The following is a 238-nucleotide window of genomic DNA, read 5'->3' on the forward strand; positions in this document are numbered from 1 at the left end:
CTAATGGTTTTACAGCTACAAGTGGTACTATTCAAATGTCGTCTGTTCAGTTTTCAGATTCAGGATTGTATCTGGTAAACATACAAACACCCGCAGGTTGTAACCGGAAAGACAGTTTTCAGGTACAGATTTTTCAGGGCGTTACCGCAACCGTAACAACTGATGGTAATATTTGTGAGGGCAGTGGTAAACAACTGGTGGCAAGTGGGGGTAGTCAATACCAATGGTCGCCAGCAAT

The 238-nt window shown here is 43.3% G+C and carries 1 protein-coding gene; it reads left to right on the plus strand.

Features of this window, described 5'->3' with window-relative positions:
- Window positions 1–238: hypothetical protein (locus VJI77_RS07735; RefSeq protein WP_323989017.1), on the plus strand; the 238-nt coding region annotated here is incomplete at both ends.

It is taken from the genome of Parvimonas sp. D2 (assembly GCF_035282635.1).
Taxonomy (GTDB): Bacteria; Bacillota; Clostridia; order Tissierellales; family Peptoniphilaceae; genus Parvimonas.